19 protein-coding genes are annotated in these 22,908 nt (G+C 40.9%); 18 read left to right on the forward strand and 1 reads right to left on the reverse strand.

Features of this window, described 5'->3' with window-relative positions; all coding sequences use genetic code 11:
• Nucleotides 1-142 precede the first annotated feature (142 nt).
• Nucleotides 143-985 carry a LysR family transcriptional regulator gene (locus tag J0J35_RS09640; protein ID WP_061413852.1) on the forward strand — a complete coding sequence of 281 codons (843 nt, stop codon included), beginning with the start codon at nt 143-145 and terminating at the stop codon, nt 983-985.
• Here the strand turns inward: J0J35_RS09640 and J0J35_RS09645 are convergent.
• Nucleotides 948-1,865, reverse strand: coding sequence for an alpha/beta fold hydrolase (locus J0J35_RS09645; RefSeq protein WP_040086784.1), 918 nt, complete (start codon nt 1,863-1,865; stop codon nt 948-950). The two genes, J0J35_RS09640 and J0J35_RS09645, sit on opposite strands and share 38 nt — an antisense overlap.
• A 267-nt stretch (nt 1,866-2,132) precedes the next feature.
• Here J0J35_RS09645 and recR point away from each other — a divergent pair, with 267 nt between their 5' ends.
• From recR to J0J35_RS11700, 17 genes are all read left to right on the forward strand, one after another.
• Nucleotides 2,133-2,735: a recombination mediator RecR gene (gene recR, locus J0J35_RS09650; protein WP_017368792.1), complete on the forward strand. Its 603-nt coding sequence runs from the start codon at nt 2,133-2,135 to the stop codon at nt 2,733-2,735.
• Nucleotides 2,736-2,747: 12 nt separating this feature from the next.
• On the forward strand, nt 2,748-3,797 hold the full coding sequence (locus J0J35_RS09655) for a D-alanine--D-alanine ligase (protein WP_040086781.1): 1,050 nt from the start codon (nt 2,748-2,750) through the stop codon (nt 3,795-3,797).
• Nucleotides 3,798-4,092: 295 nt separating this feature from the next.
• The gene (locus J0J35_RS09660; protein WP_003133815.1) at nt 4,093-4,359 is read left to right on the forward strand and encodes a metal-sensitive transcriptional regulator; all 267 of its coding nucleotides are present in this window, start codon (nt 4,093-4,095) and stop codon (nt 4,357-4,359) included.
• A 105-nt stretch (nt 4,360-4,464) separates the two neighbouring features.
• Nucleotides 4,465-5,796 (forward strand): UDP-N-acetylmuramoyl-tripeptide--D-alanyl-D-alanine ligase, encoded by a 1,332-nt coding sequence (murF, locus tag J0J35_RS09665; RefSeq protein ID WP_206916783.1) that lies wholly within the window; start codon nt 4,465-4,467, stop codon nt 5,794-5,796.
• 313 nt (nt 5,797-6,109) lie between these two features.
• Nucleotides 6,110-7,783: a peptide ABC transporter substrate-binding protein gene (locus tag J0J35_RS09670; protein ID WP_019291402.1), complete on the forward strand. Its 1,674-nt coding sequence runs from the start codon at nt 6,110-6,112 to the stop codon at nt 7,781-7,783.
• A 73-nt stretch (nt 7,784-7,856) separates the two neighbouring features.
• Nucleotides 7,857-8,774: an ABC transporter permease gene (locus J0J35_RS09675; RefSeq protein ID WP_003133819.1), complete on the forward strand. Its 918-nt coding sequence runs from the start codon at nt 7,857-7,859 to the stop codon at nt 8,772-8,774.
• Between the two features lie 15 nt (nt 8,775-8,789).
• Entirely contained in the window at nt 8,790-9,824 is a 1,035-nt protein-coding gene (locus J0J35_RS09680) for an ABC transporter permease (RefSeq protein WP_003133820.1), read from the forward strand.
• 16 nt (nt 9,825-9,840) lie between these two features.
• A complete protein-coding gene (locus J0J35_RS09685; RefSeq protein ID WP_003133822.1) occupies nt 9,841-10,902 on the forward strand; it encodes an ABC transporter ATP-binding protein in 1,062 nt (353 codons plus the stop codon).
• Entirely contained in the window at nt 10,902-11,837 is a 936-nt protein-coding gene (locus J0J35_RS09690) for an ABC transporter ATP-binding protein (RefSeq protein WP_019294202.1), read from the forward strand. The genes J0J35_RS09685 and J0J35_RS09690 overlap by 1 nt, the downstream gene beginning before the upstream one ends.
• A 152-nt stretch (nt 11,838-11,989) precedes the next feature.
• Nucleotides 11,990-12,433: a divergent PAP2 family protein gene (locus J0J35_RS09695; protein ID WP_003133825.1), complete on the forward strand. Its 444-nt coding sequence runs from the start codon at nt 11,990-11,992 to the stop codon at nt 12,431-12,433.
• A 107-nt stretch (nt 12,434-12,540) separates the two neighbouring features.
• Nucleotides 12,541-14,112 carry a peptide chain release factor 3 gene (locus J0J35_RS09700; RefSeq protein ID WP_003133826.1) on the forward strand — a complete coding sequence of 524 codons (1,572 nt, stop codon included), beginning with the start codon at nt 12,541-12,543 and terminating at the stop codon, nt 14,110-14,112.
• A gap of 166 nt (nt 14,113-14,278) precedes the next feature.
• On the forward strand, nt 14,279-16,873 hold the full coding sequence (locus J0J35_RS09705; RefSeq protein WP_242534016.1) for an LTA synthase family protein: 2,595 nt from the start codon (nt 14,279-14,281) through the stop codon (nt 16,871-16,873).
• 221 nt (nt 16,874-17,094) lie between these two features.
• Complete coding sequence (locus tag J0J35_RS09710) at nt 17,095-18,714, forward strand: DEAD/DEAH box helicase (protein ID WP_019291400.1); 1,620 nt, start codon at nt 17,095-17,097, stop codon at nt 18,712-18,714.
• 722 nt (nt 18,715-19,436) lie between these two features.
• On the forward strand, nt 19,437-20,597 hold the full coding sequence (locus tag J0J35_RS09715) for a signal peptidase I (protein WP_206916786.1): 1,161 nt from the start codon (nt 19,437-19,439) through the stop codon (nt 20,595-20,597).
• Complete coding sequence (locus J0J35_RS09720; RefSeq protein WP_206916787.1) at nt 20,572-21,636, forward strand: hypothetical protein; 1,065 nt, start codon at nt 20,572-20,574, stop codon at nt 21,634-21,636. The genes J0J35_RS09715 and J0J35_RS09720 overlap by 26 nt, the downstream gene beginning before the upstream one ends.
• A 101-nt stretch (nt 21,637-21,737) precedes the next feature.
• A complete protein-coding gene (locus J0J35_RS09725; protein WP_242534017.1) occupies nt 21,738-22,652 on the forward strand; it encodes a hypothetical protein in 915 nt (304 codons plus the stop codon).
• 21 nt (nt 22,653-22,673) lie between these two features.
• Nucleotides 22,674-22,844, forward strand: coding sequence for a hypothetical protein (locus J0J35_RS11700; protein ID WP_242534018.1), 171 nt, complete (start codon nt 22,674-22,676; stop codon nt 22,842-22,844).
• Nucleotides 22,845-22,908: the final 64 nt, after the last annotated feature.

Genomic DNA, 22,908 nt, shown 5'->3' on the forward strand with positions numbered 1-22,908 from the left:
TTACATGATTATTGAGTATGAACTGTAGTGAAGCTAACAGTTCAAGCACTGCTTTAAGTATAAAACACTTGATTTAATTTGTAAAATGAATTATTGTAATTATAGTAATAGAAAAAAGTAATAAAAAAATAAAGGAGATATAATGTTTTCACTGTTTGAAACCTTCATCGCCATATATGAAACGCGGAGTTTTACCAAAGCAGGGCAGTACTTGTTTATTTCCCAACCCACAGTGACGGTCAGGATAAAGAAATTAGAAGAAGAAGTGGGCAATTCGCTTTTCATTCGCGGAAAGAACCGCGAAGTCATTCCTACAGAAGCAGCAAAATTGCTGTATAAGAAAGCAGTTCAGTATGTTCAAGACTGGGAAAACTTACAATCTGAACTCAATCAGACGACACTTGCCAAGAAACCTTTTAAAATTGGGATATCACAGAGTGCAGCCATCGGAATTATGCCTTTGCTATACCCTAAACTTGTTCCTTACTTGGATCAGATTGATTTAAAAATATCTATGTATGATTCAGAAAAAGTTTTTAATAAGGTTGAAAATCATGATTTGCATTTTGGCATTATCGAAAAACCTTTGGCAAGTGAGCAGGTAGAAGCCTTTCCACTGTTTAAAGATGAATTAGTTCTTGCCGGTAACTTAGAGAGCGAAACTTTTTTTACAAGAGAAATTGGTTCGGGTGTAGGGCATTACATCAAGAAATATCTCCAAGAAGAAAGCTTTAAACCACGTTACTTGGTAAGAATGAACAATAATGACATGATTATTGCCCATATTCAAGCTGGCTTAGGTGTGTCTTTAATTTCAAAACGCTTTATTTCAGAAGGAATGCCTTATCAAAGTTTAGGCAACAAATATCAGCGGAGCTTTACCAGCATTACTTATGCAGAAGAAAAAGACCCTCTTATGCTAGAAATTGTGCAGCATATCAGAGAATCTATTGTGGGAGATGTCGCATTAACCAATCGCCAATAGTGTGGTAGACCTCTTCATATTCTGTCTCAAAGAGAATCTCATGACGTAATTCAGGAAAAAGCTGGAGTTTGAGGTGTTTAAATCCTGCTTTTTGGAGTTTCTGATAAACTTTTTGCGGTCCTTTACCCCAGTCGCCGACCGGATCAGCCGCACCGCTGATAATTAGAATTGGCAAGTCCGCGGGCATATTATACATCCAGTTTTTTTGATTGGCCCTATGGACTAGTGAGAAAAGTGTCGCAAAACCATTACGTGTAAACGTAAAGCCAAGTAGAGGATCATTTTCATAGGAAGAGACATTACTTTGATTTTTCGAAAGCCAGTTAAAATTCCCTTTTTCAGGGAATTTTTTGCTATAGCTACCAAAAGCAAGCTTATCTATCAAAGGAGCGACAACTTTTGGTTTTTTTTGACTTATTTTCTTAATGAAGGGCAGGAAGAAATTCAAATGGAGAGGACTTGTCCCCGTACCCATAAATATTACCCCCTGAATATCAACAGGATAATCTTGCAGAACGTTACGCAAAGCAAAAGAACCCATACTGTGTCCCATCATGAAATAAGGCAGTGTGGGGAGCTTTTTCTTTGCCCAAGTTTTGACTTGATAAATATCAGAGATGACATTCTGGGGACCAGCGGTACCAAAGTAACCGTAAAGTGGCTCTTTCTGCTGTACAGAATGCCCATGTCCTAAATGGTCATGACCGACCACTGCGAATCCCAAACTATTGAGGTAGAGGGCAAAAGCGTGGTAGCGTTCAATGTTTTCTGCCATACCATGAATGAGTTGGATTACCGCCTTTGGATGTTCCAGCGGCCAGTAAAGCAGATGTAGTTCAGTTTGCTCATCGCTAGATTGTAGGGTGTATTGTTCAACCATATCGGAAAGTCCTCTTTCAGTAAATCATTATCAGGATTGAAATTTATTATAACAAAAAAAAGGCTAAGCTGCTGCTGCTTTGAGAGTCATTGTTGCTCTTTGAAAGCACATTAGGCTTAAATGTACAGAAATTTAAGTTATGGTATAATACACAATATCTCACATTCACAGGGTAGAATAGTTCCACAGAATATGAGGATAATTCTCTGAGCGAAAGGTGTGGTATAATAGTTATGACTTTATCACACAGAAAGAAGAAAGGAACACATGGTCTATTATCCTGAACCAATCGCTAAACTTATAGAAAGCTTTAGCAAACTGCCCGGTATCGGGCAAAAAACAGCAACACGTCTAGCCTTTCACACGATTGGTATGGATGATCAAGATGTTAATGAATTTGCCCGAAACCTTATTTCGGCAAAACGTGATTTACGTTTTTGCTCGGTTTGCGGTAATCTGACAGAGAGTGATCCCTGTGCTATCTGTGAAGACCCTCTGCGTGATCGCACAACTATATTGGTTGTAGAGGAAAGTAAAGATGTCTTAGCAATGGAGAAAATCCGCGAATACAGAGGGCTGTATCATGTTTTGCACGGAACGATTAGTCCAATGAATGGTATCGGACCGGACGAAATTAACGTGAAAAGTCTCTTAACTCGTCTCATGGGAGACAGCGAAGTAGAAGAAGTTATTCTCGCGACAAATGCAACATCTGATGGTGAAGCAACGGCGATGTATCTTTCACGGATGATTAAACCCGCCGGAATCAAAGTGACCCGCTTAGCGCGTGGCCTTGCAGTTGGCTCAGATATTGAGTATGCGGATGAAGTTACCCTATCTAAAGCAGTTGAAAATCGTATGGAAATTTAAGTGGAGAAAATTATGTCAAAAGAAACATTGATTTTATTATATGGTGGTCGAAGTGCAGAACGAGAAGTTTCCGTTCTTTCAGCTGAAAGCGTAATGCGTGCAGTAAACTATGACAAGTTTAGAGTGAAGACTTACTTTATCAGTCAAGCTGGTGATTTTATCAAAACACAAGAATTCACTGAAACACCCGCAGAAAATGAAAAATTAATGACCAATGAGACGGTCAAGCCAGAACAAAAAGTTGCACCATCGGATATTTATGAAAAAGATGCAGTGGTTTTCCCTGTTTTACATGGGCCAATGGGCGAAGATGGCTCAATTCAAGGCTTCTTAGAAATTATGCGTCTAGCTTATGTTGGTCCCAATATTTTATCGGCCAGCAGTACAATGGATAAACTTTTAGCTAAGCATGTATTTAGTGCTGTAGGTGTACCGCAAGTTCCTTATGTTGCGGCATATGCTGATGAAAATCAAGAAAAAATTCATGCAGAAGTTCAAGAGAAACTGACTTTCCCTGTTTTTGTCAAGCCAGCCAATATGGGTTCAAGCGTTGGCATTTCTAAAGTCAGCAGCTTAGAAGAGCTAGAAGCAGGTCTTGCAGAAGCTTATAAATATGATAATCGTGTGGTGATTGAACAAGGGGTTAATGCACGAGAAATCGAATGTGCTGTTTTAGGGAATGGGGGCAAAGTGCGTTCAACACTGCCTGGCGAAGTCGTTAAAGACGTTGATTTTTATGACTACCGTTCAAAATACATCGATAATAAAATCGAAATGGCCATTCCAGCAGATATTCCAGCAGAAGTCGCACAGAAAATGCGTAACTATGCAGAGAAAGCTTATCAAGCAATGAATGGTGCTGGACTCTCACGTTGTGACTTTTTCTATGATGAACAAGGAGATATCTATCTCAATGAAATTAATGCCATTCCAGGATTCACACAATGGTCAATGTACCCATTGCTCTGGGAAAATATGGGACTTTCATACAGTGAGTTGATTGAAGAACTTGTTTCTCTGGCTCAAGAAGCCTTCGAAATTCGTGAAAGTCATCTCTTATAAAAATAGAACAACTTCAGGCCACGAACCTGAAGTTTTTATTATCATTCTTTCTGCTTTAGCAGAATAGAATGATAATACGCAAGGAGCAAAGCGAGTGGTGAACCCTTAACCATTCTTTCAGCTTTAGCAGAATAGAATGATAATACGCAAGGAGCGAAGCGAGTGGTGAACCCTTAGCTATTCTTTCTGCTTTAGCAGATTAGAATGGTAATACGCAAGAAGTGTATGGGCTGAGCACACTCTTTTTGACAAATTATGAGGCGCCCTATATAATGAGAGGAAAGAGGAGATACACATGGGAACAATTTACGACAGCAAGACCAAAAATAGATTGAAAAGAGCTGATGGTCAACTGCAAGGCGTGTTGCGCATGCTGGAAGAAGAAAAAGATTGTGATGCTGTAGTGACACAACTTAAAGCAGTACGTTCAAGTTTAGACAGTTTGATCGGTCTGATTGTAGCTGAAAATTTACAAAACTGCCTTCTACTATTAGAAGGTGACGATGAAAAAGAACGTGAGAAGAAAATAAGTCAAGCCATAAAAATGATTATTAAAAAGTAATTGTTTTTGAATATAAGGTTATAAGGCTACCGTTGACAACCGTACGCTGTCTTTTCATGGCGAATCGGTGCGTTATGAAAGGACTTTTGATATAATAAACTCATCATGAAACTAACACTACACGAAATAGCCCGCATTGTCGGCGCAACAAATAATTGGTCAGAACTGGCAGATACAGAAATTCATAATATTGAGTTTGACAGCCGCAAAATCCAAGAAGGTGATCTTTTCTTGCCACTTAAAGGTGCAAGAGATGGTCACGCATTTATTGAGACAGCCTTTGCACAAGGTGCTCTTGCGACATTCGCTGAACAAGAAGTAGCCCAGCCCCATTTACGTGTTGAGGATTGTCTAGAAGCTTTCCAAAAATTAGCCCAGTATTATCTAGAAAAAACAGCAGTAGAAGTTATCGCTGTGACGGGATCAAACGGGAAAACCACAACCAAAGATATGATTCAGGCTGTACTTTCGGAAAAATATAAAACCTATAAGACACAAGGCAATTATAATAACGAAATTGGAATGCCTTATACCATTCTTCATATGCCTGACGATACTGAAAAAATCGTATTGGAGATGGGCATGGATCGTCTGGGGGATATTGACCTTCTATCTAAAATAGCTAAGCCTAAAATTGCTCTTGTTACGCTTATTGGTGAATCACATTTGGAATTTTTCGGTACACGCGATAAAATTGCTGAAGGAAAGCTTGGAATTAAAGCGGGCTTGCGCCCAGATGGTGAACTTATTGTGCCTGCAGATAAGATTATTAATAAGTATTTACCAGCAGACACAAAAATTACCCGTTTTGGACCAGATGAGGATATTTTTGTTACACAGCTTATCGAACACAAGGATCAACTCAGTTTCACAACAAACTTCTTAGACGAAGAAATTACAATTCCGGTGCCGGGTAAATTTAATGCAACTAACGCAATGCTTGCGGCTTATGTGGGTAAGCTGCTTGACATTGATGAGACCAAAATCAAGCACGCCCTGTCTCATGTTGCCTTGACACGTAACCGTACAGAGTGGAAGAAGGCAAGTAATGGCGCAGATATTCTTAGTGATGTTTACAATGCTAACCCAACGGCAATGAAGCTTATCTTGGAAACCTTCCAAGCCATACCTAAAAATGAAAGTGGACGGAAACTCACTGTTCTTGCTGATATGCTCGAACTAGGTGATCAAGCTCCAGAACTTCACGCAGGAATTGCCGCAGCAATTGATTTCTCGAAAATGGATCACGTTTATCTCTATGGTGACTTGATGAAATATTTGCAAGCAGAATTACCAGAAGATAAAGTATCGTACTTTACCGACCTTAACCAATTGACGGAGACGCTCCAAAACACGCTTCAACCTCAAGATCAACTTTTACTCAAAGGATCTAACAGCATGAAATTAGGAACAATCGTTGAAGAGTTACAAAACTAAGCACGCAAGTGCTTTTTTATTATCATTCTTTCTGCATTAGCAGAATAGAATGATAATACGCGAGGAGAATTAGCCTCGCTTTTTTCTTTTTCTAAAGAAGTATTGTGCTAAGAGCAAAATTATATTGTGGAATTGTCAGATAATGTTCGGAAATGACGTATAAAAAAATTAAATGGCAAAAATTTAGAAAAAATATGTAGAAAAGTCTTTACAATTCAGATTGAATTAAGTATAATAGAGAACATAATAAATTTTCAGACAATAATAAACAAATGCAAATTGTCGGATAAGTCAAACAGAAAGAGGATGTTACATGGATAATTGGAAAAAAGTATCATTAGGAACACTTGCCCTGGCTTCGGTCGGGCTCTTGGCAGCATGTGGAAATGGCGGAGGTGGCTCTAAGACAGCTAACCCACAACTTTCCGTTCCGACAAATATTGCTACATTGGATTCGGGCTTGGCTACAGACACTTACTCAAACCTCTTCATCGGGAATACCCAAGAAGGATTGACACGTGTAGATGACAAAGGTGTGGCGCAAAACGCGATGGCATCAGATATTAAAGTCTCTGATGATGGCTTAACATATACCATCACTTTGCGTGATGACTTGAAATGGTCAAACGGCGATGAATTGACAGCAAAAGACTTCCTTTATTCATGGCAACGTGCTGTAAACCCTGCAACAGGTTCACAGTACGCTTACTTGCTTGGTAACATCAAGAACGCCAATGAAATTAACACAGGTAAGATTAAAGACCTCAATCAGTTGGGTGTAAAAGCTAATGGCGACCACGAGTTGGTGATTACTTTGACACAACCAACACCATACTTTAAATTCCTCTTGGCAAACAGCGTTTACTACCCTGTAAACAAATCAGCTGTTGAAGAATTTGGTAAACAATATGGAACTTCATCTGATAAAGTCGTTTACTCTGGACCATTCATCTTCAAAAAAGATGCTGGTTGGACAGGGACAAACAACAGTTATTCTCTTGTGAAAAACCCAGATTACTATGACAAAGACAATGTAAAATCAGACGAAATTGATTACACTGTTCAATCTAACCCGAATACAGCGGTTCAACTCTTCAAACAAGGAAAATTGGACCAAGCCAGCTTAGGTACGATGGACTTATACAATGCTAATAAAGGTTACAATGATGGTAAAGATCTTGTTGTCTTGAAAGAAGCAACTACAGCTTACCTTCAATATAACCAATCAGGCGGTGGTACGACAAGCCCAGAAGTCGCTAAAGCATTGCAAAATAAAAATATCCGTGATGCTTTGAATCTTGCGACTGACCGTAAGAGTATCGTTGATCAATTCATTCCAGCGGGTACAGTAGCACAAACATTCACACCAGCAGGTATGTCTGTCACAGCAGATGGTAAAGACTTTGCTGAATTTGCAAAACAAGATTACAACTTTGATGCTGCAAAAGCTAAAGAACTTTGGGAAAAAGGTCTGAAAGAAATTGGTGTGACATCACTGAACATTCAGTATACAACCGATGCAGATGCGCCAGTTTCAAAATCTGTTGCTGACTTCTTGCAAGCCTCACTTTCTAAAACATTGCCAGGCTTGACACTTACTCAAAAAATCGTACCTTTCCAACAACGTTTGAAAGATTCACAAAACCAAAACTTTGATATCGTTCTTTCACTCTGGGGTGGTGACTACGCTGAACCATCAACATTCTTGCAACTCTTTGCAGATGGCTCAGGTTATAACGATGGTAAATTTGTAAATCCTGCATATCAAGCAGCATGGACAAAAGCATCAACATTGCCAGTAGTCTTGGATGACAAAGCACGTGATGCAGCATATAAAGATGCTGAAGCAGCACTCTTTAATGAATCAAGCATCAACCCATTGTATTACCGTGCAACACCAGCGCTCCGTAACCAACACCTTAAAGGTTTGCAATTCAACTCAACAGGTTTGTCTTACGATCTCAAAGGTGTTTACATCGAAAAATAGTAGGCACTAACATCAAACGAATAAGTAGGGCTTATGAGGCCTACTTTTCGTGTTTTTATTAAGGAATTTTTATATGTTAGCTAAATATCTTGTAAAACGTATCTTATTGATGCTCTTAACATTATTTGTGGTTATTACAGCGACTTTCTTCCTGATGCAGGTAATGCCAGGAACACCCTTTAATAACCCCAAATTAACCCCAGAGCAAATTCAACAACTAAATGTTGCATATGGTTTAGATAAACCTCTTATTGTGCAGTACTTCATTTATCTCCAAAATGCTTTCACAGGTAACTTCGGTACATCATTTACCTTTGCCAACCAACCTGTAAGCACAATGATCGCACAACGTCTTCCGGTTTCAGCACAACTTGGTTTCCAAGCCTTGATTATCGGTGTCGTTGTCGGAACATTCTTTGGTGTTGTTGCTGCCCGCTTTAAAAATACATGGGTCGATGGACTTTTGAGTATCATTTCTACAGTCTTCTTCTCAGTACCTTCCTTCATCGTAGGTACTTTACTCCTCCTTTACTTTGGTTACACTTGGGAACTTCTTCCAGTATCAGGCTGGGGAACGTTTGCGCAGACTATCTTACCGTCGCTTGCGCTCTCCTTTGCTCCAATGTCACAGGTCATGAGTTTTGTCCGTGCACAGATGATTGAGTCGCTTTCATCAGACTATATCCTCTTGGCACGTGCCAAAGGTTTATCTGATCGTGAAGTCTTATGGAAACATGCGATCCGTAACTCATTGATTCCAATGCTGACACTTATTGGCCCAATGAGTGCCGGGCTCTTGACAGGTTCTGTCCTTATCGAGTCAATTTTCTCGATTCCTGGTATCGGTCAACAGTTTGTACAGTCGATTCCTTCAAAGGACTTCCCTGTCATCATGGGTACTACAGTTGTCTATGCCGTAATGTTGATGGCGATGATTTTGATCACCGATATTATTACAGCATTTGTTGATCCACGTGTACGTTTGGACTAGAAAGGAGGGGAGAAAATGGAAAATATTAACAGCAAATTTAAACTTGTAACAAACCGTGATTTTGAAGCGAGTGAAATGATCGCAAAACCTGCCCTCACTTTTTGGCAAGATGCATGGCGACGTTTTAAGAAAAATAAAGTAGCAATGGTAGCGATGGTTGTCGTTATCTTCACCCTGTTGTTCTCTGTGGTTTCAACATTTTTTGTCCCACAATCAGCAGCCAATAACTTTGATCCGAATGCGGTTCAAACCTATAAAAACTTACCTCCTAAGCTAGGAAATGTAAATATTCCTGGTTGGAACGGTAATTTTGCAGCACCAGGAAGCACAATCGCAGAAGACCTGTACCAAGTACAAAATGTACCAGAAGGTGAATCTTTTATCTTTGGTACAGACTCTTTAGGACGTTCGATTGCTAAACGTACAATCGTTGGTTTGCGTATTTCCTTGATTATCGCTTTTGCCTCTATCGTCTTTGACGTACTGATCGGGATTACCTATGGTTTAATCTCCGGTTGGATTGGCGGAAAAGTGGACACGGTCATGCAACGTATCATTGAGATTATCAGCTCTATTCCAAGTTTGGTTATTGTAACCATGTTCGGTCTCCTACTTGGGCAAGGTATTGTTTCAATCGTCCTTGCTATTGGTCTCTTTATCTGGACAGGTATCGCCCGACAGGTAAGGAATATGACCCTGTCTCTTAAGGAACGTGAGTTTGTTCTTGCTGCGAAGACCTTAGGGGCCAGCCCGTTCAAAATCATGGTTAAACACCTTATTCCAAACATGTTAGGTGTTATTATCGTACAAATTATGTTTGATATTCCATCGGTAATTTTCTTTGAAGCGGTTCTTTCGGCGATTAACTTGGGGGTTAAACCACCAACAGCATCGCTAGGTTCATTGATTTCAGATGGTATTCAAAGCTTGCAATTCTATCCATTCCAAGTTGCAGTACCTGCAGTAGTCTTGTCTCTCCTGTCACTCGCCTTCTTCCTCTTTGGTTACGGCTTACGTGACGCTTTCGATCCAAAATCAGGCCAAGACTAAGAAATGAGGAAGTAAAATGACTGAAAAAGAAGAAAAAGTACTTGAAGTAAAAAATCTGCATGTTCATTTCAAAACATATGCTGGGAAGGTCAAAGCCATCCGTGATGTTTCGTTTGATTTGAAAAAAGGGGAAACCTTAGCTATCGTTGGTGAATCAGGTTCTGGTAAATCTGTCACTACGAAAACGCTTATGGGCCTCAATGCAGCAAATGCCGAAATCCCTCAAGGAGAGATTCTCTTTAAAGGGCGTAATCTCTTAGACATCAAAGAAGAAGATTGGCAAAAGATTCGCGGTAATGAAATCTCGATGATTTTCCAAGATCCGATGACTTCGCTTGATCCAACCATGCGTATTGGTAACCAAATTGCTGAGCCATTGATCAAGCACAGAGGAATGAAGAAGAAAGAAGCTTTAGTAAAAGCTTTGGAATTGATGAAAGCTGTAGGGATTCCCCAAAGTGAGCAGCACATTAATGACTATCCACACCAATGGTCGGGAGGGATGCGCCAACGTGCAGTTATTGCGATCGCGCTTGCAGCTGATCCAGAAATTCTTATCGCAGATGAACCAACGACAGCTTTGGACGTTACTATTCAAGCGCAAATCATGCAAATGATGTCAGAGCTTCAACAGCGTATCGAATCATCAATTATCTTTATCACCCATGATTTGGGTGTAGTGGCTGGTTTTGCTGATCGTGTGGCCGTGATGTATGCAGGCGAGATTGTGGAGTATGGAACAGTAGAAGAAATCTTCTATAACCCACAACATCCTTATACATGGGGACTTCTCGATTCTATGCCAACGGTGGATACTGATGTTGAACGTTTGGTTTCCATTCCAGGGACACCTCCAGACTTGCTCAATCCCCCTAAAGGCGATGCTTTTGCCTTGCGTAACCAACACGCTCTCGAAATCGACTTTGAAGAAGAACCACCTTATTTTGAAGTGTCACCAACACATCAAGTAAAATCATGGCTCTTAGATGAACGCTCACCAAAAGTTCTGCCATCTGAAAATATCCAACAACGCTGGACCCGTTGGGAAAAAATGAAAATGAAGGGAAATGCTGAATAATGACTGAAGAAAGAAAAAAACTTGTCGAATTCAAAGGTGTTGACCTGGTTTTCAACAAAGGAAAAAAGAATGTTAATAAAGCCATTAATGACGTTTCCTTTCATATCTATGAGGGAGAAACCTTTGGCCTTGTAGGTGAATCTGGTTCAGGTAAAACAACAATCGGCCGTGCGATCATGAAGCTTTACGACATCAATAAAGGAGAAATCCACTTTAATGGCAATGATGTCAGCAAGATTAAAGGTGCTGAGCTGAAAAAATTCCGTGAAAAAGTACAAATGATTTTCCAAGACCCCCAAGCCTCATTGAATGGCAGAATGCGGGTCAAAGACATTATTGCTGAAGGTATTGATGTCAATGGGTTGGCTAAGAATAACGAAGACCGTACAGAAAAGGTCAAAGAACTTCTTAAACTCGTTGGTCTTAACCAAGACCACATGACACGTTATCCTCATGAATTCTCAGGAGGACAACGTCAACGTATCGGTATCGCCCGTGCCTTGGCGGTAAACCCTAAATTCATCGTGGCTGATGAGCCAATCTCAGCTTTGGATGTCTCTATTCAGGCACAGGTTGTTAACTTGATGCGTGATATTCAGGAAAAAGAAGGCTTGACTTATCTGTTCATCGCCCATGATTTATCTATGGTAAAATACATCTCTGACCGAATCGGAGTGATGCACTGGGGTAAAATTCTGGAAATCGGAACATCTGATCAGGTTTACAATAATGCATTACACCCTTATACGCAATCTTTGTTGAGTGCCATTCCTGCGCCGGATCCTATCTCAGAGCGTAGCCGTGTCCCACAAGCTTATGATCCAACAACAGAGTTGGATGGTCAGCCACGTGAATTGCGTGAGATTACGCCAGGACACTTTGTTCTTTCGACAGAAGAAGAAGCCGAAGAATACAGAAAAATTGCAATGGTATAAAAATAACTGCACCTTGAAAGGTGTAGTTTTTTTATCAACCCCAGAAAAGCATCTGGGGACTATTTTATTATTGAATTTACCTTAAATGGTATAAAATGAAGTTAAGGTAATTCACAGTATTTTTATAAATGAAAGAGGAAAGAGGAAGGATGATGAACTTTTTTACTGAAATTATAAGTAACCAAATTTTAATCACGGCCATCGTGGGATGGTTTGCTGCACAAATCATCAAAATTATTGTCGATATCTTTCGCTACCGTAAACTGGATTGGCGATTGCTTTTTGCGACAGGCGGTATGCCGAGCTCGCACAGTGCTTTAGTGGTTTCTATGACAACAGCGACAGGACTTTCGCAAGGTTTTGACTCCGCTGTATTTGCTGTTGCTACTGTTTTTGCATTCGTCGTGATGTATGATGCGCAAGGAATAAGGCGTCAAGCAGGGACACATGCTTATATTTTAAATATCATTATCAAAACAATCGAAAACCCTAAGATAAATGCAGAAAAAGCCTTGAAAGAACTTCTAGGTCATACACCTTTTCAAGTCTTGGGTGGAGCAATTTTAGGAATTATTGTGGCCCTTTTAATGAATTAAAGAGATAACAAACCTCCTAAAAGCCGTATAGCAATTGATAAAGAACAGTTTCCCTGTTTTTTTGCTATAATAATAAGGCATATATTTTGATAAGAATAGGTTAAAAAATGAATAGAGCAGAAGAAATAAAAAAACGCCGTACATTTGCCATCATCAGTCACCCGGATGCTGGTAAAACAACAATAACAGAACAACTCCTTAAATTTGGTGGAGCAATCCGTGAGGCCGGAACGGTCAAAGCACGTAAAACAGGAAATTTTGCAAAATCGGACTGGATGGACATTGAAAAAGAACGTGGGATTTCCGTGACTTCATCAGTTATGCAGTTTGATTATGCTGGCAAGCGCGTGAACATCTTGGATACACCAGGGCACGAGGACTTCTCTGAGGATACCTACCGTACTTTGATGGCCGTTGATGCTGCGGTCATGGTTATTGATAGCGCCAAAGGTATTGAGGCCCAAACCAAAAAACTTTTCCAAGTTGTAAAACGCCGTGGCATTCCTGTATTTACCTTTATTAATAAATTGGACCGTGATGGTCGTGAACCGCTAGACTTACTGAGCGAATTAGAAGATATTTTGGGTATCGCTTCTGTGCCTATGAACTGGCCAATCGGTATGGGGAAAAACTTCCAAGGGCTCTATGACTTTTATAACAAACGTATCGAAGTTTATCAACCTGAAAATGGCGAGCGCTTCATTGAGTTTGGGGAAAATGGTGAAATTGATGCCAGCCATCCCCTGACAAGTAATCCTTTCTATGCGCAAGCTATGGAAGATGCCGAGCTCTTACTTGATGCCGGGAATGAATTTGATGAAAAGGAAGTACTTGCTGGTCAGTTGACACCTGTCTTCTTTGGTTCGGCCTTGACAGACTTTGGGGTTGAAACCTTCTTGGATACTTTCTTAACTTATGCGCCAGAGCCAAATGGACATAAGACTGTTGAGGATGAAATTATCGATCCATTACGTGAAGAATTCTCAGGTTTTGTCTTTAAAATTCAAGCCAACATGGATATTCGTCACCGCGACCGTATTGCCTTTGTGCGGATTGTATCGGGTGAATTTGAGCGAGGAATGGGCGTAAAACTCCTTCGGACAGGGAAACAAGTCAAACTTTCAAATGTGACTCAGTTTATGGCAGAATCTCGTGAAAATGTCGAAAATGCGGTAGCAGGTGACATCATTGGGGTTTACGATACAGGAACTTACCAGGTTGGTGATACACTGACCACAGGTAAACTTAAAACACCTTTTGAACCACTACCAACTTTTACACCAGAACTCTTTATGCGCGTGACTGCTAAAAATGTCATGAAGCAAAAATCATTCCAAAAAGGGATTGAGCAGTTGGTGCAAGAAGGGGCGATACAGCTCTACAAGACTTATACGACTGGGGAAATCATGCTTGGTGCGGTAGGTCAACTGCAATTTGAAGTTTTCAAACACCGTATGGAGAATGAGTACAATTCAGAAATTATCATGACACCAATGGGCAGCAAAACAGTCCGCTGGATTAAACCCGAAGATTTAGATGAAAAAATGTCGTCAAGCCGTAATATCTTAGCACGAGATCGCTTCGATCATCCACTCTTCCTCTTTGAAAATGACTTTGCCATGCGTTGGTTTAAAGATAAATACCCTGATGTGGAGTTGATGGAGCAATTTTCTGTTTAATATTCTGACAAATTACTTGAAAAGTCCCTAAAGGACTTTTTTTATTTTTAAGATGAGTATTTCCCAAAATTGTATCAGAGGAGAAAGTTCAGTGTTAGTCTTTTTATAAGAAAAAGACTTGTATATCGGTGGTTTTTAAGTTGTTTAATATGCTATAATGAAACTTATGCAAAAGTATAGTAATATAATAAAAAAGAACAGAATATTGCAAATAATTTCGATAATTTTCTTATTTATAGGCTTATCCAGTGTAAACTTTGCTAATGTTTTACCTGAGGAGGTAACTTACTCAACACCAGTTAATTTTTTCCTTTTAGCCTATCGTATTGTTGGATTTTTCGGTCTTGCTTATCTGGCGCTTGTTTTTGTAAAGAATAAAGATATCTGGATGATGCAAGTCACGAGACGTTCGAGGAGAAAAAATAAGCTATTGGACTGGAAAAAGATCCTTGCCGTTCCTTGTATTTTAATTGCGTATTATCTTTTTCATCTTTCGATGATTCTGGTTGAGAATATAAATAATGCAGCTTTTAGCATAGATTATATTTCCTTAAATTTGAATCTTCTTGTCGAGCGGTACTTTCCATTAGCTTTTGTGATTCTTTTAGCTATCGGACTGGTCACACATATACCTGACAGTAAGAAATTACAAAAAGTCTCCAATATTGCGGCAGATATTAAAGTCGAGCATTTTTATATGGCTTTACTGACGAGTGTGGCTTTTCTTGATAATATGACACGACGCTTAGTTTGGAACACAGGCTTCGGACCGATAAATTCTGCAGGGAATCTACGCTTGGTTTATGTCGCAAATAATATCGTAGGACGTGATGACTTTTTACGTCTTTTCGGAAATTTTCTTTTTGCCTTTATAGTTATTTGTATTCTAAGCTATTTTATTGTTAAAGGGATTCAAGCGTTTAAAGCCAACAAAGTGAACTTTTCATTGGCTTTGACAAGCAGTTTACTTTTGGCTATGGTATTCAACTATTTTATCCAAGCATCAATGAAAGTTGAATCAGGACCTATGTTCTATGGTTACGTTGTTGCAGGGATGAGCCTCTTCCAAATCTTAGTTTTAACTTTGATTTTTATGGCTATCTATTTACTACTTAATCGTTACATGATTGCTACAGCAGTTATTATCCTTATCTTTGGAAGTTTCACTGTCGGAAATGCAATAAAATTTTCTGAACGACAAGAACCTGTCTATGTTTCAGAACTTTCATGGTTAATGAATCTTAAGTCTTTGCTCTCTTTCGTTGATTTAAAATTGGTAGCTGTAGCTGCGGCAATACTTTTAGTTCTTGCAGCTCTTGTCATTTTATTAAGCCGAAAATTTTTCAAGGGTAAGATAATGTCTTGGAAAGAAAGAGGATTGACAGCGGTTATTCTTATCGTTCTTGCTTTCCCTTTGGTTCAAAACTTCCGAAATTTTACTTCGCCAGATAAACAGATAAATGTGCCGGTATTAACACAATATATTAAAGTTTCAAATGGAGATATTTTATGGAAAGGCTCACCAAATATTGCGCGTGCCAAGTCCCTTTCCTATGTTTGGGTGAAGCAAATATTTGGTAAAGCGATGGATGAGCCAGAAGGTTACAGTCAAGCCAAAATACAAGAGATTGTTGAAAAGTATAGCGATGAAGCGGAGAAAATCAACAAAAATCGCTCCTCGCACATCACGGATCAAACGGTTATTTATCTTTTAAGTGAATCCTTATCAAATCCCAACCGTGTCCAAGGCGCAACTTTATCAGAAAATCCGTTGAAAAATATTGATGAAATTAAGGCAAATGCAACCGGTGGTTTGATGTATTCAAATGGATTTGCTGGTGGAACTGCCAATATGGAAGCACAAACTTTAAGTGGACTTCCGAAAGTTAATTTTTCAAGTAATATTTCTACGATTAATTCTGATGTTTTTCCAAGCATGCCGTTTATTCCTTCTATTTCGAATTACTTCCCAAATAAGATTGCGCTTCATCCAGAAAATGCAACCAATTATAATCGTAATTCAATCTATAGTAAACTTGGTTTCGATCATTTCTATGCGCTCTCGGGCACAGACAAAGCTGATTTATTAACTAACCAAGAAACACTCGATGGCAAGGTTTCAGATGCTCAAATTTATAGAGATGTTTTAGAGAAAATTGATCCCTCTAAATCACAATTCTTTAGTGTTTTGACCATGCAAAACCATATGCCATATACGAGCTATTCTGGCTCCTCTACTATCACAGCTTCAGGCGAAGGTTATTCCGAAGCGCAAAATAAACTTCTGGAGAATTATGTTCGTAAGATTTCTGATACAGATAATGCAACCAAAGAATTCTTGACAGAACTTGAGAAGATTGATAAAAAAATTACTCTGGTTTTCTATGGCGACCACTTGTCAAATGTCTTTCCTTCTGACTATGCTGGCTTCAAAGAGGATCCACTAAATGCTTATAAGACAGATTACTTTATCTGGACTAACAAAGGAAACACTACCAATAAACAAGTGGACTTAAGTTCAGCAACCTTTACGCCAGCTTTATTTGAAGCAACAGGCTCCAAAGTTTCACCTTACTATGCTCTCTTGTCAGATGTGATGTGGGAAGTTCCGGCAGCCTATAACTCGCCTCTATCTTCAACAGTAACCTTGACAGAAGAGCAAAGCAAACGTATGGAAGATTTGAAGTTGGTACAATATGACTTAACCTCTGGTAAACATTATTTGAAAGAAGATTCTCCTTTCTTCAAATTGGAAAAATAAAAAGTGCTTCAAGGAGTGCTTTTTTATTGGTTCTTTTGATGCTAAAAAAAATTTTAAAAAAAATAAAAAAGGTAAGCATTTACATCTTTAAAAGTATGATATAATAGTCAAGTTATATATTCAGGCGAGTTAAGACAAAGATTTTTTCGCCTGTAACTGAGCTTTCGAGCTTGGTCGTCATATTTGCCAGTGGCAAATTTAGAAAATTATAGGTGAAACAATTGAAATTCAACGAACTCGGCCTTTCAGAAGGCATTGTCGAGACGCTTACAGCTATCGGTTATGAGCAACCAACGCCAATCCAAGAGCAAACGATTCAACTCGCGCTCTCAGGACGTGACGTTCTTGGACAAGCTCAAACAGGTACTGGTAAAACAGCCGCTTTTGGCCTTCCAACAATCGAAAAAATTAATCCAGAAAATAAAGCGATTCAAGCTCTTGTAATCGCCCCAACACGTGAACTTGCAGTTCAAGGACAAGAAGAACTTTTCCGTTTTGGTAAATCTAAAGGGCTTAAAGTCCGCACTGTTTTTGGTGGTTCAAGCATCGAAAAACAAATCAAAGCTTTGCGTTCAGGTGCCCATATCGTTGTCGGCACACCGGGACGTATGGTTGACTTGCTTAAACGTAAAGCACTTGACCTTTCACACCTTGAAACATTGATTCTTGATGAAGCAGATGAAATGCTTAATATGGGTTTCCTTGATGATATTGAATTCATCATTGGTAAAACACCAGCAGAACGTCAAACTTTACTCTTCTCAGCAACTATGCCAAATGACATCAAAAAAATCGGTGTCAAATTCATGAAAAACCCAGAGCATATCAAAGTTGCAGCTAAAGAAATGACAGCTGACCGTATTGATCAATACTTTATCAAAACAAAAGAATTTGAAAAATTCGATGTTTTGACACGCTTGCTTGATGTGGAACGTCCAGAACTCGCTATTGTCTTTGGACGTACAAAACGTCGTGTGGATGAAATCACACGTGGTTTGAAATTACGTGGTTATCGTGCTGAAGGTATTCACGGTGACTTGGACCAAAACAAACGTTTACGCGTTTTACGCGATTTCAAAGGTGGCCACTTGGATATCTTGGTTGCTACTGACGTTGCAGCCCGTGGACTTGACATCTCAGGTGTAACCCACGTTTACAACTACGACATTACCCAAGACCAAGAAAGCTATGTTCACCGTATCGGTCGTACAGGTCGTGCCGGTAAGTCAGGTCGTTCTGTAACCTTTGTTAGTTACAATGAAATGGGTTATCTCCGTGCCATTGAAAAATTGACCAAGAAAGAAATGAAGGGCATGCGTCCACCAACAAAAGAAGATGCTTATCAAGCCAGTCTTTCTGTTGCCATGGATGAAATCAAACGTGACCTCCAAGACGGTAGCCTTAAAGGCAAGTTGACAAAATTTGATGCTGATGCAGAACAACTCATGGCAGAATACGATGTCAAAGAATTGGTTGCTATGCTTATCCAAAGCCGTGTGAAAGACCCTGACACAATGCCAGAAGTCCAAATCACAGCAGAACGCCCATTGCCATTTAATGGTGAAGGCAAAGGCTTCAAGGGCAAAGGTAAAGGCGGCAACAAAGGTGGCGGCCGTTATGGACGTGATCGTAACAACAACCGCGGTGGCCGTGGTGGCGATCGTGATGGCAAGGGCGGTTACCGTGGCAAAGGCGGCGACCGTGACCGCGACGACAAGAAACGCAACTGGCGTGATCGTGACGATAAAAAACGGGACTACTACAAAAAAGACCGTAAACCAAAAACACAAGGTAGCGAAAAACAAGCTGGCTTCGTAATGCGTAATCGCGGCGATAAATAAATAGAAAAAACGCTCAAAACGGCATTTGAATAGCTGTCTTGAGCGTTTTTTTTTTTAGAACGAATATGAAAAAAGGAAAAGTAAAGCAGTATTTGAGGATATGTCATGACAATGTTATAATAATGTCATAGCCAAGTGAGATTGATCCCTCGCTTGTCTTGTAAGTCTGTTTAACTGGAACAAATAGCGTGCCCTTCACACAATCCAAGACATGGGAGGTTAACACTATGAGGGAAAGGAAAGCATGGGATGCTTGTTATCTATGTTGCTCTTGCGATATCGATAGTTCTTAGGGCTTGGGGTCGTTTCAAAATTGACTCATCAATAGCTGATAGAATTAAAAAAACGTCTCGCAGGAGACGTTAAAGACAAGAGTTCCAAGACTTACGCTGGGAGCTACGGCAATAGCTCTCAGCTTTTATTTTAGTATATCAAAACGCGTAAATAAAGTCAATAAGAGTAGCTACAACTGTGGCAGAGAGAATATTCCCAACTCATAGGGAAGTATCCAAAAACAAAAACGCAAATTTATGAGAGCCAACAAAGGCTCTCATTTTTTTTCATAATCCTCACATATCTTTTTTATTTTCAATATTAATTTTATATAATTTTTATGTAACTAAAATGTAACTATATAAATATTAGAAATGTTATATATATATCTGTAACTCAAAATTTATATGAAGAGAGAAATCATACTTTGGCTAGAAAGGAGGAAAGGAATGGACAAGACACCCTACCCGCTCGATACGCTGAAAAGTTGGGATCTGAGTGGTGGCGGCAAGTTTACCTTGGATGCTCTTGAATTTTCACCGGACATCCAAGACCTTCTCGATGAAGTGGAACTCATCCTCTCAGCCAGCGAAGCACGGCTGAAGGATGCCCCATCAGAATCAGCCCCATCAGAATCAGCCCCATCAGAATCAGCCCCATCAGAATCAGCCCCATCAGAATCAGCCCCATCAGAATCAGCCCCATCAGAAATCTTGCGCAACAAAAGTCCGGCAGTTGTGCCCGACAGCAACGACATAGTTAAGGAGCAACCACCTACAGCTGTAGCTGTGGGAAAGGATGTGCTACATACTGATCCCCAAAAGCCTTACCATTGTTATACCGCCTTTCCTCAAGAGGCAAGGCGTTATCCGACACTGGTCGTCAGTCAGATGACGGTATCGCCGGCGGCGCGCTCGGAGTTTTATCATCGGCACAGTCCACAGCTGGCTTTTGAGGATTATGGCAGTAACCACCCAGCAAAGCCCAAATCAAAAGGCGCTAGCCTTGTGAGCAATGCTTTTTTCTACCTTATCATCATCGTGCTTTTGGTCTTTGTCGAATCACTCTTAATCTTGCAGGATGAAGCCAGTAAGCCCATCAATATAGGTGGTTTTTCGCCCATGACTGTATTGTCTAACTCTATGCGCAGCGTTTATCCACGAAATACCTTCCTCCTGACTCGACAGGTGGATGCTAATACACTGGATATCGGTGATGATATTACCTTTATCACCGAGTCCGATCGGGTGGTGACCCACCGTATCACAGGCATCGAGGAAAATCATCTGCGGACCCGTGAGCGAGGTTTCACGACTAAGGGGACGGACAACCAGCGTGAAGATGCCGATATGGTCCATGCCAGCAACATCATCGGGCAGGTTATCTTTTCCAGCTATCCGCTGGGGCGCGCCATTCACTTTATCCGAAACAATCTGATTGTTTCAGTTATCGTCATGTTAATTGCTACCTTGTTGCTCCATGAGATTATCAACTATATCCTTTTGGCATTGAAACAACGGAAGTTGAAAAAGAAAAAAGGGGGACGGCAAACGCGCGATGTGACAGAAAGCGAGGTGCGGACATATGAAACAGCGCACGAAGTTTTTTGAGAAATGGGCTTTGCAAAAGTGCACTCTAGCTGTCAAAGCCTGCCCAAAAGGCTTGCGCTTTCTGTGGCATTACAAGAAAAGGCATATCATTTTCGTCCTTCTTCTGACAACATTAAGTCTTAGCGTGAGTGGCACCTTTGCCTTTACCAACTTCGGACAACGTGTGCTGGGTATAACTTCTCATCAAGCACCGCCCGGTGCACGCTTGCATGATGACTTTGAGGGTTTTGGTCATCTGACCAATGGGTCAGGTAGAGTAAACAAAGATATCTATGTGGAGAACTTCTCCTCAAGAAAAATCTTGGCTCGAGTGCTTCTGAGCGAGTACATGGAGCGTGGACAGGGCGCGGGCGAGCTGACAGGCAATCAAGCGAGGCCACTGGAAGGTGCAGGTTTAGAGCAAGCCCAGCTTACTGATCACAGCTCTTGGGCGGTTGTTAAACCTGAGCGCGCGAGCAACTCTACGATGGCGGACTTTGTCACGCTCTATCTGGGCGATGACAATAGTCGTCCGAAAATCTTCATGCCGACCTTTAACCAAAACAATCACAGTGCCGAGTCCAATACCACAGGAGACGGGCGTGAAGGGCAGACAGGAGGATTCAACACTGACTTAGGGATACCGATGCCCGGCACGCACGATCAGTGGAGCGAGGGACAAAAGCATACGTCCGACTTACGCACTTGGGATAAGGCAGCAGAAGTAGAGGTGGTGATACCTGATGTGACCCACGTGGCACAGGCAACGGTCCAGTCCGACTTTGGCGGCTACATGACCATGCAAGAATGGCAGAGCACAGGTAAGCCGACTGGCAACTTCTGGGTGCATGATGATAACGGTTGGCTTTACTGGGCGACATGGTTGCCCCAGCGCACAGCGACCAGTCTTCTACTGGATGCTCTAGAGGTGGACTTTGACAACAAAGACACCTACTACGGGCTTTATGCCGAGTCCGACTTGGCAACATCCGAGGATGTGGGCGACTGGACAGGAGTTTCGCCCTCAGCGCAAACGCTCCTCGACAAAATCATCAACTAAAGAAAAAGACAACTAAAGGAGGATACTATCATACCGAAAAATACCGTCTCTATAAAGTTTCAACACTCAAAAAATAAAAAAAGAAAAGGAATTATGATTTTATGAAAGATAGAACCAAAAAACTCCTCAAGATTGGTGGCCTTGCTGCGGCGCTTGCCCTGATCGGCGGCACTTTCGCCTTTACCAACTTCGGACAGCGTGTCCTCAATATCACGGAAGACACCAACCGTCCAGACTATGGGGCGCGTGTCCATGACTATTTCCAAGATGATGAGGAGACATCCAACAAGGACGTTTTCGTCGAAAACTTCGGTACGGAACCTGTCTTCGTACGTGTCAAACTTACAGAGCTCTTTATGCGTAATGGTCTCCCTGTCGATGAGAACGGTGATGTAATCAATGCCGAATCAACCACAGACATTGACCCGGAAGACCCAGACACATGGCCAGTCTTCATCCCTGCTTATGACTCCTCTTTAACCCAGGGGGATGCAGAGCACTTTGCGGCGCTTGGTCACCGTACTATGCAAGATAACCCGTTGCATTTTATGGATAATTATTTCCACTTGCAGCTGGGACAGTCAACACCACGTGGTGACAATCGTCCGTGGTACATGCCAACCTTTAACTTCAATCCAAATAGCGATGAAACTGCGGCTGCCGGACGTGCACAGGATTTATCTTTAACTGTTCCTGGCATCACACATCCCGGTGACGGGACAGACGGTTATTGGTCTGGAGGAGACACAGCATTTGCCCTTCCAGCAATGATAGGTGCCCCGCATAATCACTCGGAAGAAGAGCACACAGCAGCACAAGTCTTGGAGCAAGAACGTGCACCAATTCCTTTTGAACAATGGGTTGGGCTTGATATGGAAGACCGCGTTGGGAACTTCTGGGTCTTTGACCGAACTACAGGCTGGGCTTACTGGGCAGACGCTTTAGGCGGAGCCACACCGGGGAGCGCTGCCGGCGGTCAGGCGACAAGCTTTTTGGTAGATAATAAAGTGCGATAACCTGGTCTTGAAAGCATCGATATGGACTGGACTTATAAACTCCATGTTATCGGAGGATTCGCAGCGGCTACAGAACAAGGTATTGATGATTTTGCAGCGATGGATGATCCTGATGGTGACAACCCTGCACTAACACATAATATGGGTACAATTCTTGGAGCTATCTATAATTACCATAATTTACAATCTTAATATTAAAAGAATCATAAAGATGATATGTCAGAAGTCATTTTAAATTAAAACATCACTAAAAAAA

Source organism: Lactococcus sp. LG606, assembly GCF_017309645.1.
Lineage (GTDB): Bacteria > Bacillota > Bacilli > Lactobacillales > Streptococcaceae > Lactococcus > Lactococcus petauri.

Bases quoted from the DNA above. Each gene is read 5' to 3' on its own strand.
- J0J35_RS09645 (WP_040086784.1), bottom strand. From the start codon at position 1,865: ATGGTTGAACAATACACCCTACAATCTAGCGATGAGCAAACTGAACTA.
- J0J35_RS09660 (WP_003133815.1), top strand. From the start codon at position 4,093: ATGGGAACAATTTACGACAGCAAGACCAAAAATAGATTGAAAAGAGCT.
- J0J35_RS09675 (WP_003133819.1), top strand. From the start codon at position 7,857: ATGTTAGCTAAATATCTTGTAAAACGTATCTTATTGATGCTCTTAACA.
- J0J35_RS09640 (WP_061413852.1), top strand. From the start codon at position 143: ATGTTTTCACTGTTTGAAACCTTCATCGCCATATATGAAACGCGGAGT.
- J0J35_RS09720 (WP_206916787.1), top strand. From the start codon at position 20,572: ATGAAACAGCGCACGAAGTTTTTTGAGAAATGGGCTTTGCAAAAGTGC.
- J0J35_RS09695 (WP_003133825.1), top strand. From the start codon at position 11,990: ATGAACTTTTTTACTGAAATTATAAGTAACCAAATTTTAATCACGGCC.
- J0J35_RS09670 (WP_019291402.1), top strand. From the start codon at position 6,110: ATGGATAATTGGAAAAAAGTATCATTAGGAACACTTGCCCTGGCTTCG.
- J0J35_RS09700 (WP_003133826.1), top strand. From the start codon at position 12,541: ATGAATAGAGCAGAAGAAATAAAAAAACGCCGTACATTTGCCATCATC.
- J0J35_RS09690 (WP_019294202.1), top strand. From the start codon at position 10,902: ATGACTGAAGAAAGAAAAAAACTTGTCGAATTCAAAGGTGTTGACCTG.
- murF (WP_206916783.1), top strand. From the start codon at position 4,465: ATGAAACTAACACTACACGAAATAGCCCGCATTGTCGGCGCAACAAAT.
- J0J35_RS09705 (WP_242534016.1), top strand. From the start codon at position 14,279: ATGCAAAAGTATAGTAATATAATAAAAAAGAACAGAATATTGCAAATA.
- recR (WP_017368792.1), top strand. From the start codon at position 2,133: ATGGTCTATTATCCTGAACCAATCGCTAAACTTATAGAAAGCTTTAGC.
- J0J35_RS09680 (WP_003133820.1), top strand. From the start codon at position 8,790: ATGGAAAATATTAACAGCAAATTTAAACTTGTAACAAACCGTGATTTT.
- J0J35_RS09685 (WP_003133822.1), top strand. From the start codon at position 9,841: ATGACTGAAAAAGAAGAAAAAGTACTTGAAGTAAAAAATCTGCATGTT.
- J0J35_RS09725 (WP_242534017.1), top strand. From the start codon at position 21,738: ATGAAAGATAGAACCAAAAAACTCCTCAAGATTGGTGGCCTTGCTGCG.
- J0J35_RS11700 (WP_242534018.1), top strand. From the start codon at position 22,674: ATGGACTGGACTTATAAACTCCATGTTATCGGAGGATTCGCAGCGGCT.
- J0J35_RS09655 (WP_040086781.1), top strand. From the start codon at position 2,748: ATGTCAAAAGAAACATTGATTTTATTATATGGTGGTCGAAGTGCAGAA.
- J0J35_RS09715 (WP_206916786.1), top strand. From the start codon at position 19,437: ATGGACAAGACACCCTACCCGCTCGATACGCTGAAAAGTTGGGATCTG.